13 protein-coding genes and 1 riboswitch are annotated in these 17,387 nt (G+C 39.3%); of the genes, 9 read left to right on the top strand and 4 right to left on the bottom strand.

All coding sequences use genetic code 11. The features are described from left to right. Nucleotides 1-82: 82 nt before the first annotated feature. Nucleotides 83-958, bottom strand: coding sequence for a dipicolinic acid synthetase subunit A (gene dpaA / locus JOC34_RS05935; RefSeq protein WP_205135781.1), 876 nt, complete (start codon nt 956-958; stop codon nt 83-85). Nucleotides 959-1,154: 196 nt separating this feature from the next. On the opposite strand from dpaA, the gene JOC34_RS05930 reads away from it, so the two are divergent. From JOC34_RS05930 to JOC34_RS05915, 4 genes are all read left to right on the top strand, one after another. After that, entirely contained in the window at nt 1,155-1,625 is a 471-nt protein-coding gene (locus tag JOC34_RS05930) for a MarR family winged helix-turn-helix transcriptional regulator (protein WP_205135780.1), read from the top strand. A gap of 33 nt (nt 1,626-1,658) precedes the next feature. After that, nucleotides 1,659-3,155 (top strand): DHA2 family efflux MFS transporter permease subunit, encoded by a 1,497-nt coding sequence (locus JOC34_RS05925; protein WP_205135779.1) that lies wholly within the window; start codon nt 1,659-1,661, stop codon nt 3,153-3,155. A gap of 195 nt (nt 3,156-3,350) precedes the next feature. Beyond that, nucleotides 3,351-4,943, top strand: a complete 1,593-nt coding sequence (locus JOC34_RS05920) for a long-chain-fatty-acid--CoA ligase (RefSeq protein ID WP_205135778.1) — start codon at nt 3,351-3,353, stop codon at nt 4,941-4,943. Nucleotides 4,944-5,029: 86 nt separating this feature from the next. Next, entirely contained in the window at nt 5,030-6,211 is a 1,182-nt protein-coding gene (locus JOC34_RS05915; RefSeq protein WP_205135777.1) for a CaiB/BaiF CoA transferase family protein, read from the top strand. Nucleotides 6,212-6,385: 174 nt separating this feature from the next. On the opposite strand, the gene JOC34_RS05910 is transcribed toward JOC34_RS05915, so the two are convergent. After that, nucleotides 6,386-7,009, bottom strand: a complete 624-nt coding sequence (locus tag JOC34_RS05910) for a cupin domain-containing protein (RefSeq protein ID WP_205135776.1) — start codon at nt 7,007-7,009, stop codon at nt 6,386-6,388. A 163-nt stretch (nt 7,010-7,172) separates the two neighbouring features. Continuing rightward, a riboswitch (cobalamin riboswitch) is annotated at nt 7,173-7,370 on the top strand. Between the two features lie 242 nt (nt 7,371-7,612). Between JOC34_RS05910 and JOC34_RS05905 the strand changes: the two genes are divergently transcribed. From JOC34_RS05905 to JOC34_RS05890, 4 genes are all read left to right on the top strand, one after another. Continuing rightward, on the top strand, nt 7,613-9,376 hold the full coding sequence (locus JOC34_RS05905) for a sigma 54-interacting transcriptional regulator (RefSeq protein ID WP_205135775.1): 1,764 nt from the start codon (nt 7,613-7,615) through the stop codon (nt 9,374-9,376). A 144-nt stretch (nt 9,377-9,520) separates the two neighbouring features. Further along, nucleotides 9,521-11,224: an acyl-CoA dehydrogenase family protein gene (locus JOC34_RS05900; RefSeq protein ID WP_205135774.1), complete on the top strand. Its 1,704-nt coding sequence runs from the start codon at nt 9,521-9,523 to the stop codon at nt 11,222-11,224. Nucleotides 11,225-11,340: 116 nt separating this feature from the next. After that, the gene (locus tag JOC34_RS05895) at nt 11,341-12,237 is read left to right on the top strand and encodes an NAD(P)-dependent oxidoreductase (protein WP_205135773.1); all 897 of its coding nucleotides are present in this window, start codon (nt 11,341-11,343) and stop codon (nt 12,235-12,237) included. 100 nt (nt 12,238-12,337) lie between these two features. Beyond that, on the top strand, nt 12,338-13,852 hold the full coding sequence (locus JOC34_RS05890; RefSeq protein ID WP_420856102.1) for a CoA-acylating methylmalonate-semialdehyde dehydrogenase: 1,515 nt from the start codon (nt 12,338-12,340) through the stop codon (nt 13,850-13,852). Nucleotides 13,853-13,984: 132 nt separating this feature from the next. Here the strand turns inward: JOC34_RS05890 and JOC34_RS05885 are convergent, their stop codons facing one another. Beyond that, entirely contained in the window at nt 13,985-15,028 is a 1,044-nt protein-coding gene (locus tag JOC34_RS05885; protein WP_205135771.1) for an enoyl-CoA hydratase/isomerase family protein, read from the bottom strand. A gap of 17 nt (nt 15,029-15,045) precedes the next feature. Further along, nucleotides 15,046-15,831 (bottom strand): enoyl-CoA hydratase-related protein, encoded by a 786-nt coding sequence (locus JOC34_RS05880; RefSeq protein ID WP_205135770.1) that lies wholly within the window; start codon nt 15,829-15,831, stop codon nt 15,046-15,048. 310 nt (nt 15,832-16,141) lie between these two features. On the opposite strand from JOC34_RS05880, the gene JOC34_RS05875 reads away from it, so the two are divergent. Then, nucleotides 16,142-17,329, top strand: a complete 1,188-nt coding sequence (locus JOC34_RS05875; protein ID WP_239544070.1) for an SAM-dependent methyltransferase — start codon at nt 16,142-16,144, stop codon at nt 17,327-17,329. The last annotated feature ends 58 nt before the right edge of the window (nt 17,330-17,387 follow it).

Genomic DNA, 17,387 nt, shown 5'->3' with positions numbered 1-17,387 from the left:
TGAAGATAACTACAATTTAGGTCATTGTTCATTGCATTTTTAATGTTTGCGATAGAAATGGACCCGTTAGAATCACATCGATTTACTTTTTTTGCTTTCTTAACAGTTCGAGGAGCACATTACCAATAATTCTGCCTGCAGATTTAGGCGCAGTTTTCCCAGGTAGTCCCAATGCATGCATTGCTTTTATTCCGTGTGTTTTGGCGAATGCAAAGTCTGTGCCTCCAGGTGCTGAGGCAATATCTACAATTAAAGTGGATGTTTCCATTGCTGCGATTATATCTGCATCTATAACGGGGTGGGGGATTGTATTAATAACCGTATCCATGCCTACTATTTCTTGTTCGAGTTTCTCCAACTTTACAGGAGTTAACCCCATTTCCGTAACCCGCGCGATATCAGCGGATTTCCTTACAGCTACACGGACATTTGCACCCACAGACGAAAACAGGTTCACAACGGTTTTTCCTACTCGACCAAACCCAAGTATCATTACATTTGAACCGTGGACTGTCACATCTGTCTGTTCCATGATCAGCTTGAGTGCACCCTCAGCTGTAGGGATGGAATTATAAACCGCAAGATCGTCACGGTAAAATAAAGCAACAAGCTGTTTGTCGTGTGTGATATTTTTCAGGTAAGCATTAGCGTTACCAGTATAAATCGTACAGTGGTTCGGTGTTTGACGAACCACGTCTTCTGTCAGGGAAATCACTTCATCTGAATACATTGTCTCGATCTTTCCATCTTCATTGGTGCCGGCTACAGGTAAAATGATCGCATCAATAATACCGAAATCAACTGTTTCCATTGTTGTTTGTTTAACATGCTTCTCATCAAATGTTAATTGATCATAACCGATTAAATAAAGCTTTGCTACTTCGTTAGAAAGTTTTCTAATCACCTCTAAATACCTTGCATCTCCACCCATAATCAGGATATTAAGATTATCTGACAAGCTGAATTCCACCTTTCATGTATCTTCTATTTATATGTATCATAACAGAATTTAAGCGGCTAAATCTCATAATAAATATTAAGTGAATATTAATGATTGACAGGTGAGAAAAATCGGCATATAATACTATCTTGTTACTAATTAGTTTAGCGCTAAGATACTTTTATTACCAAAACGAAGGTTGGGGTATCACATTATGGAAGAACATGATTTCTTGTCATTGGAAGATATATTTAGAAAAATCATGAAGAAGATGCCGGGTGAGTGGAAGAAACAATCAAAAATGGGCTATTCAAGGTCTGAAGTATTGTTGCTTTATATATTAAAAAAACGAGGGCAACAACGCTCGTCAGAATTGGCATCGCAGTTATCTGTTACGACAGGTGGTTTAACTGGTATTACGGATAAAATGGTTGAAGGGGGTTATATTGAGCGGTCAAGGGACAATAAAGATCGAAGGGTTGTCTATTTAACGATCACTGAAAAGGGGAGCGGTGTGCTGGTCAAATTGTATGCACGTAGAAAAACATTTATTAAAAACCTTTTTAATGGCGTATCAAAAGAAGAAATAGATCAGTTCAGGAACACAGCCGAAAAGATATTAGCTAATTTTGACGATGAAGTAGATAAAACAAATGAAACAGCTTGTGGGGATAATCGCAACTAAGGTTTTCTAGGAAATGGGAGATGAAATAAAAGTATGTCAGAGATAAATGTTAATGGAATGAATATTAAAAAGGGACCTGTCCTGGCAGTTATATTATTCGGGGCGTTCGTTTCACTGTTGAATCAAACGTTAATGAATGTGGCGTTACCATCCATTATGGTGGATTTAAATATCACAGAAAGTACAGCGCAATGGATCACAACCGGATTTATGCTTGTAAATGGTGTGCTGATTCCAATTACTGCTTTCTTAATGGAAAAGTTTTCAACCAGGCAATTATTTATAACAGCAATGAGCTTTTTCACGATTGGTACATTGATTTGTGCGATCGCACCTGATTTTGCTACCTTGATGACAGGAAGGGTTATTCAGGCAATTGGTGCGGGTATTATTATGCCGCTTTTAACAACGGTAGTATTGGCACTGTTCCCAGTTGAAAAACGTGGGGGTGCAATGGGATTAATTGGTGTGGCAATGATTTTCGCTCCAGCGATTGGACCTACTTTATCAGGATTTATTGTACAAACTTATTCATGGAGAGTTTTGTTCTATATCATTTTACCATTTGCAGCAATTAACATTGTGCTTGCAGCAATTTTCCTTAAAAATGTAACCAAACAGACTTTTCCAAAGATCGATGTACTGTCCATTATTTTGTCTACGATCGGTTTTGGCGGAATACTATATGGTTCCAGTACAGCGGGAAATCACGGATGGACCAGTACTTCTGTTGTGGTCACCATCATTATTGGCTTTATTAGCTTAGGGTTATTTATATGGCGGGAGTTGTCAAAAGAAAGACCGATGTTGGATTTCCGTGTTTTTAAAAACGGTATATTCTCCTTAACAACGGTCATTAATATTATGATTACAGTGGCTATGTTTGCGCCGATGCTGCTAATTCCAATTTACCTGCAAAATATCCTTGGCGTTACGCCGATGAATTCAGGATTGATGTTATTACCTGGCGCAGTAGTTATGGGGATTATGTCACCAATAACAGGTAAAATTTTCGACAGAATTGGTGCACGTCCACTTGCTATTGTTGGTTTACTTATTACAGTTGTTACAACGTTTTTCTTCACCAGATTAACCGATCATTCCGGCTATGGTTTCTTGATTGCGATATATACGGTTCGGATGTTTGGTATTTCGATGATTATGATGCCGATTATGACTGCTGGTTTAAATCAATTGCCACAACGTCTACATCCACATGGTACAGCGATGGTGAATACAGTTCGTGCGGTTGCTGGTGCGATTGGTACAGCAGTTCTTGTAACAATCATGACCAACAAAGCAAAGAACAGTATAGAAGATGTTATTGTTTCCAATAACTTGGATCCTACTGACAAACAAGATATGCTGCATGCCGGCAATCTTGCACAAGTAGCTGGAATCAATAGTGCATTTATGGTTGCAACGATATTTGCAGCGATTGCGCTTGTCCTTTCCTTCTTCCTAAAACGGGGAAGAACGACACAGGAAGAAGAACCGGAAGATTTAACTGCGACTGCAGAACAAGATTAACGATAGAGAAGAATAGTTCAGATGGAGTCTTTAACAATCTGCATATTAAAGCCAGGTTCAGCCGTTTATTCACACGGGGTAAACCTGGCTTTTTTGTTTTCTATTTCTTTTTTTCCTTGTAAGGGGAGAGGAATTAGATTAGAATGTAAGCGAATACACTGATAGTCAGAAAAAATAAAAAGGAGTTGTATTTGTATGTTCACCCCATTAACCCCGATTGACTGGAAACGAAGAGCAGTGAAGTATTATCCGGAAAAAGTTGCTGTCATTGATGATGAAAAGCAGTTCACGTATCAGGAATTTGGAGAGCGTACAGATAAACTTTCAGTCGCACTAATGGAAGCGGGTATCAGGCAAGGAGATCATGTAGCGGTTATGCTGCCCAATACCCATTATATGCTGGAATGCTTCTACGGGATCTGTCAGCTAGGTGCAACGATGGTACCTTTAAATTACCGGTTAACTGCGGATGATTTAGAATATATCATTAACCATAGTGATGCGAAAATGTTAATTGTTGATGAGGAATTCAGTGGTCCAATTGAGGAAAATGAAAGTAAACTTAATTTGGAACAAATTGTGATTGTTTCTGTTCCAGGAAATAGCACATCTCTAAAAGGTGTCGATTATGAAGCATTTCTCGAGCATGCCAGCGATTATGACAACTTGCCGTCAGTTGAAATAGATGAAAATCAATTAATGACATTAAATTACACGAGTGGAACAACATCGAAACCAAAAGGGGTGATGTTAACCCATCGGAGTAATTATATGAATGCAGCGAATTTCATGCACCACCTTAATATCGTGAGCGATGATGTGTATCTTCATACGTTACCAATGTTTCATGCGAATGGTTGGGGCGGTGTATGGGCAATAACTGCTACAGGTGGGACGCATGTATGTTTACGCAAGGTTGAGCCGGCAAAAATACTCCATCTATTTGAAAGCAGAAATATTACAGTGTTATGTGGGGCGCCGACTGTAATTAATATGCTGGTAAATGAGCCAGTGGCCAAAGATACGAAAATAAAAACGAGGCCACGTATGGCTACAGCGGGAGCACCACCAGCTGCTGCACTTATTCATAAAGCACAAGATATACTAGGTTTGAACATGATACATGTCTATGGTTTAACAGAGACCTCACCATTCATACTTTATTGTGAATGGCGGAAGGAATTTGATGAAAAGTCATCGGATGAACAGGCAATGATAAAGGCAAGACAGGGAATTGAACTGGCTTTTAACGGGGAAACGAAGGTTGTTCGGCCGGAAGGAGACGAGGTTGAGTGGGACGGAGAAGAGCTAGGTGAAATCATAACACGTGGTAATGTTGTGATGGAAGGCTATTATAAGGAACCAGAAATGACGGAAGCTGCAATAAAAGATGGGTGGTTCTATACGGGGGACTTAGCGGTTACTTACCCGAATGGATATATTGAAATCCGGGATCGGGCAAAAGATTTAATTATTTCCGGTGGAGAAAATATTTCATCTACAGAGGTGGAAGGGGTGTTATATAAACATCCAGATGTGCTGGAAACTGCTGTCATCTCGATTCCTGATGAAAATTGGGGCGAGGTACCAAAGGCTATTATTGTACTACATCCAGGTGCAGAAGCTACTGAGACCGAAATTATTACGTATTGTCGATCTGAGATGGCTCATTTCAAAGCACCTAAAGTAGTTGAGTTTGTGGAAGACTTGCCGAAAACGGCTACAGGTAAATTGCAAAAGTACGTGCTGAGGGAGAAGAATTGGACAGGGCCAAAGAAAGTGAATTAAGTGAATCGATGGTAAAAACCATTTGTTTCGATCCGAAGTGTAGGAAACAAATGGTTTTGTAATACAATTGAAGAGGTGAAAGCAGATTGCTACAGTCCCTAAGAGTTCTCGATTTTTCAAAGTTACTGCCAGGACCCTATGGAACGATGATACTATCTGATTTAGGGGCAGAGGTTTTACATGTCGAATCACCAGATTTACCAGACTTTATCAGGGAGATACCTCCTATAGAGGGAGGGGATTCAGCGGTACATCAGCATTTAAACCGTTCAAAGCAATCCATTAGTCTTAATTTGAAAAAACAAGAAGCAATTGAAATTGTTAAGGCGCTTGTGCAGGACTTTGATATTATTCTGGAACAACTCAGACCTGGAGTGATGGAACGGCTTGGATTGGATTATGATACCTTAAAAGCGGTCAACCCGAAGCTCATTTATTGCTCATTAACTGGGTATGGTCAGACAGGTCCATATCGTGAGCGCCCTGGTCATGATAATAACTATCTATCTATTGCTGGCATAGCTGGTTACAGCGCACGTAAAAATCAGTCACCTGTTCCAATGGGTGTTCAGATTGCAGACATTGCAGGCGGATCTTTGCATAGTGTGATCGCTATTTTATCCGCAGTGATTCATCGGGAACAGACGGGGGAGGGGCAATACGTTGATCTCAGTATGACGGATGCTTCTTTCGCATTAAATGCGATGTTTGGACCAGGTTATTTATCTTCTGGTGTGGAACCGCAACCCGAGGAAACGGAACTAAATGGTGGTACTTTTTATGATTATTATGAAACGAAGGATGGACGTTATTTATCGGTGGGGAGTATTGAATTGCCATTTCAACAAAAACTGTGCGAGGTATTGGAAATCCCCTACAAACTAGCTGAACAAAAAGAAATTCACTTATTTAAATTAATGATCAAGGAAAAAATTCTAGAAAAAACATATGCAGAATGGTTGGAATGTTTTCAAGATGGAACAGCTTGTGTAGAACCTGTTCTGACATTCTCTGAAGCTGCTCAACATCCGCAAATACAAGCTAGAAATATGGTGGTGAATGTTCCGAAAGGTGATGGTACAACTCAAAAACAAATTGCTTCACCTATTAAGTCAACTGCCTATGAACAAGCTTATAACTATGTTGGTGGAGAACGGGGCGCGGATACGATCGAAGTATTAAAGGATATTGGTCTCAATACAGAAGAAATAAATAGATTAATAGATAAAAATGTCTTCGGTGGAGTGGTTAATAAAAAGGTTGATTAACTTGAAGATATTGAGCCTAACCAAAAACAGGAGAGACTCCTTACTTTGTTAGATAGCGCAGATAGGCTATCATCACCTAACAGGAATCCCGTACAATTATCGGTATGCGGCAGATAGAAATGGAACGAAACTGATAAATGTCCCCACTGCCGCACATTTCTACGGACTAACTCATCATGGATGCACGTAATAATTTTGCCCTTTCGCATAATATGGCATTTCAGGTTCAGTAGTTCGCTCCTGATTAGTGGAAGCATCCCTTTTCTCGCAATCATTTGGTGGTCCAATAATTACCGTTTCCTTGATTGGTTTTAATGTCTGTTTTACTTTTTTCTCATCTAGACAATAAGTATGTGCCAAAACTTGGGCAGGTGTAAGGCGCAGAACATCCGATCCATATATAGTTTGCAGTGATGGTGTATCATGAATGGCCAGAAGATGCGTGTCGTCGGCTGTTGCTTCTACATAATGCCACCAGCCTTGGGGAATATTAGCGACCTGTCTTGGCTTAATTGGGAAATTCTTCAATTCATTCGTAAAAGGGTTAATAAAGGAAACGATTGCAGCACCGGTAATACAGTAAATCAGTTCTGTTGCATTTTGATGGTAATGGGGCTCGACGACATTGCCTTTACTCATGAAAGCATCGAGCAAGAAGACATTTCCGATCGTGTTCAATTGATCTATACCAAGAGAGTCAATATAATTTCGGTTATTCTTTTTAAACAAAAGGTTGTTACGCAAATCGTACGTAAACTTCAGGTTCGGATCTGTAAAATCCAGATAAGAAACAGCCATTTGATCGCCCTCTTTCTAATAAATATTTACATTTTCTATACTATGACAATGGCCCATAATTGGTGACTTTTTTCAAGTCTGTGGAAAACCCTTTCGGGGAGACGTTATAGGCAGCTATTTCATGAATTATTGCAATATTATAACCGGAGTGATATAGTTTATACAATTGAATAGAAGAATAGGTGCAATAATCATGTTTGTTTATTGCTTAAAAGGGAAGTTCGGTGAAAATCCGACGCTGTCCCGCAACTGTATATGGGAACGATTCGAATAAATCCACTGTTTTCAAGCATTTGAAGATGGGAAGGTTCGAAAAGTGATGACCATGAGCCAGGAGACCTGCCTATTTTAAGCAACAATCATACCTACGCGGATAGGCGATGTTACGTGCAAATATACAGATAAATATGTTTGACTATGTCCATGTTTATTTATGTCTTTTTATCATGCATTTAACAACTTCCAAAAGCGGAGTTGTTTTTTTATTGTAAAGCATGGTTATTTTGCTAATAGATGTAAGTGCTTTCTTTGATTGATATTGAACGAGCGCTCAATTGGTGGAGCTATCATCTTTTTCTTCTACTTTCAAAAGGGGATGGGATTATGGAGATACATAAATATGCTGTTGAAAATTGGATGGGTGACGTTTCGCCTATATTGAACCAAACAACAAGCCTACATGAAGCACTGCAAATGCTTGGAAAGGCCGGTAGTACCTCGCTTCCTATAGTTGAAAGGGGGCGTCTCATTGGTTTATTACGATTAAAGGACTGTGTGGAGCAACTTTCGCATGGGCTGTCTTGGACAATATCAATTAAGCAAATGGTAACCCCTACATCTAGGACCGTGCAAAAGAATTTCCCGATGGCAGAATTAGTGGAGACCCCCACGTATGTAGTAAATGAAGATAACGCGCTTCTAGGTGTGATTGGCGAAGCGGAATTACTTAAGTATAACCATGCAATAGCTAAGGATTTGCAGGAGGAAAAAGAACTAGTGAAATGGTTTGAACTTGGTTTTGAAACGGCGTATGAGGGACTGGCGGTTGTTGATGCGGATGGCGTCATTCGGTTATTTAATGAAAGCTATAGTCGTTTTGTAGGTGTGTCCAAAGAAGAGGCAATCGGACAAAAAGCGGATCAGGTGATTGACAATACCCGGCTTCCAGTTGTTTTAAAAACGGGAATCCCTGAACGAAGCCAAGCACATCGCTTGCAGGGGCAGAACCTGGTGGTACATCGGTTGCCTATTTGGAAGGATAACATGGTCATCGGTGCAGTTGGGATACTGGTATACGAAGGTGTATCCGAAATATATCAGGTGATTGAGCGCATGGAATTATTAGATGGAGATAAAAATAGACAGAAAAATTTAATCCAAAAACCACTACCTGTCCAGGAAAAGAAAGTACGCTTTGAAGATATATTGGGAGAGAGTTTAGTCATCTCTGAAACGAAAAACATTGCAAGAAAAGCTGCGGATTCTATGGCGACGGTTCTTATTACTGGTGAAAGTGGCGTAGGGAAAGAACAATTTGCTAGGGGTATCCATGACACAGGGATAACGAGTCAAGGAGAATTTATTAGTGTTAATTGTGCTGCTATTCCTGATAACCTATTGGAGTCAGAGTTATTTGGTTATGAAAAAGGCGCATTTACTGGTGCGAGTACAGGGGGGAAAGTTGGGAAATTTGAACTTGCACACAACGGGACATTGTTTTTAGATGAGATTGGTGATATGCCGATGGCGATGCAAGTGAAAATATTACGAGTTATTCAGGAGAAAAGGATAGAGCGGGTGGGCGGAACGACTTCCATTCCAGTAAACTTCAGACTCATCACTGCGACCAATAAGGATCTTAAACAAATGGTAGATAAAGCGGAATTTCGTGAAGATCTATACTACCGGCTATTTGTGATACCCATTCATATCCCACCATTAAGAGATAGAAAGCAGGATATCCCGATTATTATTGCAAATAAAATTCATCATTTGGCAGAAGCATATGGCGTACCAGAAAAAACAATCGACCAGCCAATTATACAATTGATGCATACGTATGATTGGCCGGGCAATATCCGCGAATTAATGAATGTGCTGGAAAGATTATTTGTTTTAACAGAAGGTGATCACATTTCGATACAAAACATCCCACCTTCCTTGTTTCCGGAGCGTCAGCGGTCATTAACGGAAACGCAGCATAAGCGAAGTGATGCATTAAAAGTTGTGATGGCGAAAGAGGAGAAGGACGATATTGAACGAACATTAAAGCAGGTAAAAGGAAATAAATCACAAGCCGCTAAATTACTCGGTATCTCTCGAGCAACACTTTATAACAAACTCTCTCGATTTTCTATTGAAGGATAGACAGTATGTCAGGAAAGTGTAAAGATGTCCAGTCAGTTAGGCAATCTTTAATCTGATCATTTACGAAACGGTAATCTTTATGGGATGGCATGAATATTGCATTAGTAACAGTTGAAGCAGTTAATAGGGAGGGGGAGTAAAAAAATGGAGAAAACACAATCACTTTCTAACAGTCATTCGATTTTTCCGAATGCGGCGTCATTAACAACATCAACTCGTCCTACTGAATGGAGTGAAGAAGAATTACTCATTGCAAAAACAATTGAAAAGTTTGTTGAAAAGCAGGTGATGCCAAAAGCGAGTGCGTTGGAAGCTCATGATTATTCAGCCACACGCCAATTGTTTGGTAACGCGGGTGACTTGGGACTTTTTGGCGCAGATGTTCCGGAAGCTTATGGGGGACTGGCGATGGGCAAAAAGACGGCTGGTCTGATTGCAGAAAAAATGGGCACAAGTGGATCTTTTAGTGTAGCATTTAATATACATACGGGTGTCGGTACGTTACCATATGTATATTTCGGCACAGAAAAACAGAAAAAAACGTATTTATCTAAACTTGCTTCCGGTGAGTGGATAGGTGCTTATGCGTTAACAGAGCCAGGTTCAGGTTCAGATGCATTAGCCGCAAGCACAACAGCCATATTGGATTCTGATGACGGATGGGTTTTAAATGGGGAGAAACAATGGATTACGAATGCCCATGTTGCGGATGTCTATGTTGTTTTTGCAAAAACAGATAAAGGCATGACAGCATTTATTGTGGAAAGAACGATGAACGGTGTGTCTATTGGGGCCGAAGAGAGGAAGCTAGGAATTAAAGGTTCTTCGACTGCGACACTGATTTTAGAAGATGTACGGGTCCCAGAAGAAAATGTATTAGGTGAGGTGGGGAAAGGTCATCATATCGCCCTAAATATTTTGAACATGGCCAGATTGAAGTTGGCATTTGCTAATATTGGCACGGCGAAACAATCATTGGCACTAGCAGTTAATTATGGAAAAGCACGCAAACAATTTCAACAAGCAATTGTTGACTTTACGATGATCCAGGAGAAGCTCGCCAATATGTCAATTGCTATTTATGGCGCAGAAAGTGCTGCGTACTATACAGCCAGTTTACTAGATCAAATTGACTCCCATTTGGAAGATGGGCAAGATGTCGTGAAGAAAATATCCAGCCATAAGATGGATTGTGCAGTTAATAAAGTATACGCTTCAGAAACGCTGGATCGTATCGTCGATGAAGCATTACAAATTCACGGTGGCTATGGCTATATGCAAGAATATGAGGTAGAGGGTTTATATCGTGATGCGCGAATCAATCGAATTTTTGAAGGAACAAATGAAATCAACCGTTTAACCATTGCAAAATCTTTTCTAAAACAATACGAAAAAGATCCTTCAATCCTGAATCAAAAAAAGGAACGTAAGCAGCAGGAAAGCAATCAATCATTTAACCAATTTTCGGGGGAGTTATTATTAATCATAATGAAAGCGCTACCGAGTGCGAGTAGTCAAGCACTTGGAAAAGAACAGGAATGTTTACGACTACTTGCAGACATTATCATGGAATTGTATGTGATGAAAGCTGCACTTTTACGTCATGATGGAGCCGCAGACAATTCAGCCGTTGAGCAACTCATTACAGAAGTTTTATGTGAAGAAGGTTACCGGAAAGTAGAGGCTGCTGCAGTGTCGATTATTGCTTCTATGTCGCCAGATGACTTAGATAAACAGCGTTTACTGGATGAAATAAAAGCTTTACCGGTGCCACTTTATGCAAACTTGTTTGCCAAAAAAAGAAAAATCGCTATGGAAGTTATCGATCATAAAGGCTATTTTATTTAAGGGATTGCCTGAAGTTGAAATATATATGGAAAATATAACATATATCTTAAATAACCGTAACGGACAAGTTTGCAAATATAAAAGTGTTGTCATAAATAAAGTAAGGAGTGATTTCAATGGAAACGGAAAAGATAGGTTTTCTCGGCTTGGGGAATATGGGATTACCGATGGCAAGAAATTTTATGGAAGCCGGATATACTGTATATGGTGTCGATGTAAACAAGAAAAGTGAAGAACGCTTTTCCAAACTTGGTGGTAAAGTAGGCTACGCTGCGGCAACACTGCCAAGTGACGCAAGTATTATATTTACAAGTCTACCAACACCTCAAATAGTAGAGCATGTTTATCTGGATCCAGACGGTTTGATCGAAAATGCCGTTGCTCCTCTAACATTAATAGATTTAAGTACAATATCACCGGATTTAAATCAAAAAGTTGCAAAGGCTGCACACGAGAAAGGTATCCAATATTTAGGTGCTCCCGTAAGCGGGAGTGTTAGTGGAGCTGAAGCTGCAACGTTAAGTATTATGGTAGGTGGAGAAAAAGAAGTATATAATTTTGCACTTCCTTATTTTAAAGCAATAGGAAAAAGGTTTTTCCATGTTGGTGAAGACCATGGTTCAGGGACGATTGTCAAGTTGATTAATAATCTTATGCTTGGTATTCATACACAGGCCGTTGCCGAAGCCTTATCTATTGCTGATCAAGCTGGGATAGAACATGATGTTGTATATGAAATTGTGGATCTATGTACAGGGCAAAGCAGTGCATTTACCCGAAACTATAAAAACTTTATTGCCCAAGATGAATATTATAAAGGGGCTTTCACGACAGCGCTTTTACTAAAGGATCTAAAGCTTGCCAAACATACAACGGACACTTTCGGTGGTGAATTGCCTATTGGTGAAACACTTATAAAATATTTAGAGGAAAATATAGGTCGTTATGCCGACCAAGACATGTCTTCAACGTATCTTATGTTAGCCAATCAGGATAAAAAGATATCACAGTAATTACTTAAAAGTGAAATAAGGTACTTCATAAAAATGAAACTGTAAAGGTAATTATTTAAAAAATGCATTATAAAATAATCTAATTATCATAGGAGGAATAATGATGGGTACAGTGACACTGGATGTAGTAAACCATTATATAAATGGACAGCATTTTAAAGGGGAAAATGATAGATTTGGATATGTTTACAACCCTTCGACAGGTCAAAAAATTGCAACAGTTCCTTATGCTACCGCAGAAGAAGTAGATGAAACTGTAAATTTAGCAAAACAGGCAGCGAAAAAATGGGGTAAGACTTCTGTGGGGAAAAGAATTCAAGTCCTTTTTAAATTTCGTCAGTTATTGGTCGAACATACAGAAGAATTAGCAAGATTAATAGGAAAAGAAAACGGAAAAACCATCTCTGACGCAAAAGGGGAGATTAGTAGGGGAATAGAGTCTGTGGATTTAGCAATTGGCGCACCACATATAATAAAAGGTGAACACTCTGTTAATGTTGGTGGGGAAATAAATGCATACTCCATGAATCAACCCCTTGGTGTTGTGACATGTATCGCACCATTTAACTTTCCAGTAATGATACCGCTTGCAATGAGTACGATGGCGGTAGCAGTTGGGAACGCTATGATTTTAAAACCTTCAGAAAAGGTACCTTATTCTGCACTATTCTTGTCTAAACTTTGGGAAGAAGCAGGGTTGCCTAATGGTGTTTGGAACGTTGTAAATGGGGATAAGGATACTGTAGATGCAATCATTACACATAAAGATGTAAAAGCGATCAGTTTCGTTGGTTCATCCAAAGTAGCAAAAATCATTTATGAAACTGGTACAAAACATCATAAAAGAGTGGCGGCTTATGGTGGCGGTAAAAACCATATGGTAATTATGCCGGACGCCGATATTGATAAAGTAGTGGATTCATTTGTTGGAGCCGCTTATGGATCTGCCGGACAACGATGCATGTCAATTTCTGTAGCGATGCCAGTAGGACAGAAAACTGCAGCATTATTTACGGAAAAGCTTAAATCAAAGGTAGAAGCTTTAAAAGCGGGCGCGTATGACGATGAAAGTGCTGATTTCGGTGCTTTAATAAGCGAAGATGCAAAACAGGCAACATTACGTGCCATTGATGAAGCAGTAAAGGAAGGGGCTCATATTGTTGTAGATGGCAGAAATCCCAAGGTAGAAAATAAAGCAGGTTTTTACCTTGATGCAACATTACTCGACCATGTTACACCTGATATGAAAATGTATAAAGAAGAAGTATTTGGTCCGGCACGTATTATTGTTCCAGTGGAGAGCCTCGATGAATCCATTTCACTAATTAATGATCATCAATTAGGTAACGGTGTAACGATATTTACGAATAATGGGGGAGACGCTCGTAAATTCACACAGGAAATTGAAGTGGGTATGACAGGTGTGAATGTACCAGTGCCAATTCCAGTAGGGTATCATAATTTTGGTGGGTGGAAAGATTCCAGGTTTGGAGAAGGTCAAATGTTTGGCCCAGATACCGCCCGTTTCTTTACAAAGACGAAAACAGTATCAGAAAGATGGTTTGATCGAGAAGATACGACGAATGAAACGAACTTTGATTTTCCGAGCAGCTAATTAATAGTATTTCTGTCGCGGAAGTTATGTTATGTTTCAGTTTCTATCAAATGCAAAATAAATTCGGAAAAAGCGTAAATGAAATTAAAAAACCCATTCCCTTTTATAAATTAACAGGGAATGGGTTTTATTTTACAATTCTTTGAAAAATGTATCGACAAACGCATCGGATACATCTGCTAATTGTTTGTATTTGTATTGCGGGTTTTGATCTTTATCAATAAGTACAGAACGAACACCTTCAAAAAAGTCATCATGTCGCATAAAATGCTTTGCAAGTATATAATCTGTTTGCAAACATGCAGCAAGTGTCCCTTTACCCCTGATTAATTGTTCTAAGGTCACCTTTAAAGAAACAGGAGATTTAGTTAAAAGCATTTCTTTTGTTTTTACTGCAAATTCACTTGTATCTGTTGTTAATGAATCAACGATTGCTTCTACAGTATCATAGGAAAAATGCTGATCAATTTGTGTTTGTAAGTCTGCTAATTTCCCTTCCGTTCCGGGATGATCTGTATAGGAATCCAGGTGTTGTTGCAGTATGTCTTCAGTATTTCCTGTATGCCAGTTTGTCGTTTCCAGCTGGTTAAGCAAGTCTGGTAATCTTTCACTGGGGATAAAAGCGTCAGCGCCGTTTATATAAAGCACATCAGCTGCACGTAGGGTCATTGCCGTTAATGCAAGATAACGACCGATGTAGCCTGGTGCCTTGTTTAAAAAGTAAGCAGCCCCAACATCCGGGAAAAAGCCAATATTCATTTCCGGCATGGCCCATTTGGTGCGTTCGGTTACGATACGATGGCTTGCGCCGTAAGAAAGCCCTACGCCGCCGCCCATTATGACCCCATCTAGAAAGGCAATGATCGGCTTGGAAAACGCTGCAATAAGCTGATCTGTTTTATACTCCACAGCGAAGAATTGCTCTGCCGCCTGTAGTGCATCTTGATGCTGTTCTCTCGCTTGATACAGTGTTTTAATATCCCCACCGGCACAGAAACCTTTGGAACCTGCGCCTTTAAGAATAACGATACGAATTGCATTATTCTCATCCCATTCCAGCAGTTTTTCTCTGATGGGTAAGAGCATGTCATAGGTTAAAGCGTTTATTGCTTTTGGTTGATTTAATGTAATGGTTGCAACGCCATTCTCACTCGTAGAAAATAATACCTCAGCCATGTTGTTGTACACTCCCTTTACGATTGTTTGAACTCCGGCTTTCGCTTTTCAACGAAAGCTTGAATGCCTTCTTTCGCATCCGCTGTTAAGAAAAGTTCGGCAAACTGTTTGCTTTCCCTTGCTAAACCGTCTACAAGGTTTTCATTGTAGCCTTTTATCACACATTCGATTGCCCGTTTCACACTTGTCATACTTTTCCCATCTACAAACGATTTTGCAATCGTTAATGCTGTAGATAAAAGTTCTTCTTTGGGAACGCTTACTTGAATGATATCAAGTACCTGGGCTTCTTTGCCACTTATTTGTTTACCAGTAAGGATTAAATCTAATGCTGTTGCTGTATTTGTTATTCTACTCAGTCTTTGTGTCCCGCCAAATGATGGAATTAATCCCAGCTTTAATTCTGGAAGTCCAAGTACAGCATTTTCCGAGGCAATCCGAAAATGACATGCCATAGCTAATTCCATACCACCGCCTAATGCTGGGCCATTAATGGCTGCGATGACGGGTTTCTTTATTGCTTCTATTTCATTACAAAGTGCTTGGCCTGCTTTTGACATAGCTAAGCCCTGCTGATCATCGCCAAGCGCTGGGACAAACTCCTTAATATCTGCCCCTGCAACAAAGAAGCGTCCTGCACCTGTAATAATAATCCCATGTACATCTGTTTCCTCATCTAATTTTTTGATGATTGTGCGTAATTCTGCAATAGCCTTTATTGATAAAGTATTGGCAGGCGGGGTATTTATTTCCACGATCGCAATTTGGTCTTCATATGCTAATGTTGAAAATTGATAATCCATAAATTTTTCCTCCCTTTTAGAAACCTCATGAATCTTAATGCAAGAATCGCGCCAAGTGCTAATAAGTGTCATAGCAAGCAAACAGATGAGAGGAAGTGTCTATATGTCTATGCAACTTGACAATCCGAACGCGAAAAGACTCCTATTAGCTTGTATATAGTCATTTAACTGAACGTGATGGAAGTTTGGGAAAGTGGTCCCTATAAGCTTATTTTTGTCATTTATTTCATGTGTATATTATCATATTAGAAGATGCTTTTTTTGTAGAACGTATTAAAAAGGAATGTATAGGAAGGAAAGGTGGATCAGTTTGGGTATATCTATTAAAAAATCAATTTATAAAAAGGTTTTAGGGAATCTGTCAACAGATCCATTCGGTGTGACATTTTGGGATGGTTCAACGATAAATTATAATGAAGGAGATCCCAAATTTCATCTTACATTTAATCAGGCGTTAGATACGGAAAAGCTGGCCAAGGAGCCGATGATTGCTTTAGCTGAGGGGTATATGAATAAGGATATAGAGGTTAATGGTGATCTTGAATACGTGATGGAGACTATTTTTAAACAAAAGGATAGTTTTCTCAATCAGTCCAAGACATTAAAACAGTTCACGAAGAAGAAATCGAATGATGCGAAAGAATCCAAAGAAAATGCTGCTTATCACTATGATCTAGGTAATGACTTTTACGGTCTTTGGCTTGATGAAACGATGAATTATTCCTGTGCTTATTTTAAGACGCCAGAAGATACGTTATATCAAGCCCAAATGAATAAAATCCACCATATCTTGAAAAAGTTGAACTTACAACCTGGACAAAAGTTGCTGGATATTGGTTGTGGTTGGGGCCATCTGATTACAGAAGCTGCAAAACACTATGACGTACAGGCATTGGGGATTACGTTGAGTGAGGAGCAATATAAAAAAACGCAAGATCGTATTGTAGCTGAAAACCTTCAAGATGATGTGGAAGTCAAACTCGTTGATTATCGCGAACTTATCAAAGATAATACAGTATTTGACCGGATCGTTAGCGTAGGTATGTTGGAACATGTCGGTCACGAAAATATTCCGATCTTTATGGAACACACAAATAAATTGTTAACAAATGGTGGTGTCGCATTATTGCATTGTATTACAGGATTGATCGAAGTAGAAGGAAATGCCTTTTTAACAAAATATATCTTTCCGGGCGGTGCGATACCATCGATTCGTGAACTGATTGATGGTATGTCCCAAAATGATCTTCGCATTGTAGATGTTGAAAGTTTAAGACGGCATTATAATTTAACATTGCGTCACTGGATCCGTAACTTTGAGGAGAATCTTGACGCAGTACGTGAGAAATTTGATGAGCGTTTTATTCGTATGTGGCGTTTATATTTAAATGCGTGTGCGGCGAACTTTACTTGCGGTATTTCAGATTTACATCAATTTTTGATTACGAAAGGACCGAATAATGAACTACCGATGACAAGAGATTATTTATATCACTAAAAAGGAATTTTATTTACATGGACATGTATACTAATGAATGAAATTATTTCTTTGGGAG

It is taken from the genome of Virgibacillus halotolerans, from assembly GCF_016908515.1.
In the GTDB taxonomy this organism is placed as follows: domain Bacteria; phylum Bacillota; class Bacilli; order Bacillales; family Amphibacillaceae; genus Virgibacillus_M; species Virgibacillus_M halotolerans.
The sequence above is the reverse complement of the archived record's forward strand: the minus strand, read 5'-3'. Positions and strand labels throughout refer to the sequence as shown.